Source organism: Oleiagrimonas sp. MCCC 1A03011 (genome assembly GCF_003267965.1).
In the GTDB taxonomy this organism is placed as follows: domain Bacteria; phylum Pseudomonadota; class Gammaproteobacteria; order Xanthomonadales; family Rhodanobacteraceae; genus Oleiagrimonas; species Oleiagrimonas citrea.
In genome coordinates, this window is sequence record NZ_MSPY01000035.1 from 1 (window position 1) to 1,122 (window position 1,122).

Below are 1,122 nucleotides of genomic sequence, written 5' to 3' on the forward strand. Positions count from 1 at the left end.
GAGGCGAGTTCATCCGACACCTGAGCAGCTTTAGCGTACTACGCATTTATACAGCATTGGACCAGTGTTCGAGCAGTGGGACGGTCTGATCTTCTTCTTATCTCTCCCCCGATTGTTGCTGGCTTGGTAGATGAAGTCATCCGTCTTGTGCAGGACTAGCTAGCGGTTCTGTTTCGGAATCGCAGCGGTGTGACACGCGCCCCCTCAGTTGTGTTGCCGCGTACTGCATGCAATCCTCAGTAAGTTCGCAGCGGTGGCCCGCGACGTGTGGTGTATGTCGGGTTGTAGACGTTGAACTTTGGCAGGGTGTTGTTTCGAACAAAACCTATCAACTTGCCAAGCGCGGCTCCGCTATATGTTTTCAATCAAGCAATAGGGATATCCATGGCAGCGAAGCCAAGCAAGCGAAAAGATGAGTCAGAGTCTGCAATAAACGATGTCGGACTAACCTATAGCAGCAATCCGAAAACGCATTTTTTTTACGAATATGGAGAGGAGTGTGCTGTGGATCCTCTCCGGCTCACGGAAGATGGTATTTTTCTTTGGCACGAGCAGATGTTGAATATTTCGGAGCGAGATATAAGCCATCTGTGGAGGTTCGCCAGCGAGCTTCTGGGAAACCGTCATGACGCTTCTGTCTATTCGCATGTTGAGTGGTTGAGGTACGAAATAACATTAGGGGTCATTGTTCCGGAGAACTGGGATCGCCGGCGACCCTACCCGTATAAATGGATGCTTGTTTCGGCGATTTATTTTCAGGAAGCCAGGAGGCTGTGCGAAGAAGGTAGCGTTGATAGGGCGTGGCATATCACAGCAATGGCTTATTATCATCTCGGTATGAACACTAATCCTTCACTGACGCAATCTGCATCACGGGCCGCTACCAGTAGGCATGCAAAAGCTAACATGAAGCTAAGGGCTCTTGTGCATGGCATTTTGGATGTGGTTAGGGATAAGGGGTTGGCTCGTAATATCAAGCAGGCAAAAGAAAAAATAATAGAATTTGTCCGCAAGGATGATGTGGGTATGGATATTTTAGAAGAATTCAATGCCTCGACTCCAAAAGGAGCTAGGCACAATAAAGACAACAGCAATATAGATAGATTGGAAAATTTGTTGGAC

1 protein-coding gene is annotated in these 1,122 nt (G+C 48.0%); it reads left to right on the forward strand.

The window, feature by feature from the left end:
• Positions 1-384: 384 nt before the first annotated feature.
• Positions 385-1,122 (forward strand): hypothetical protein (locus BTJ49_RS15665; RefSeq protein ID WP_146742395.1); only part of this gene is annotated, 738 nt, incomplete at its 3' end.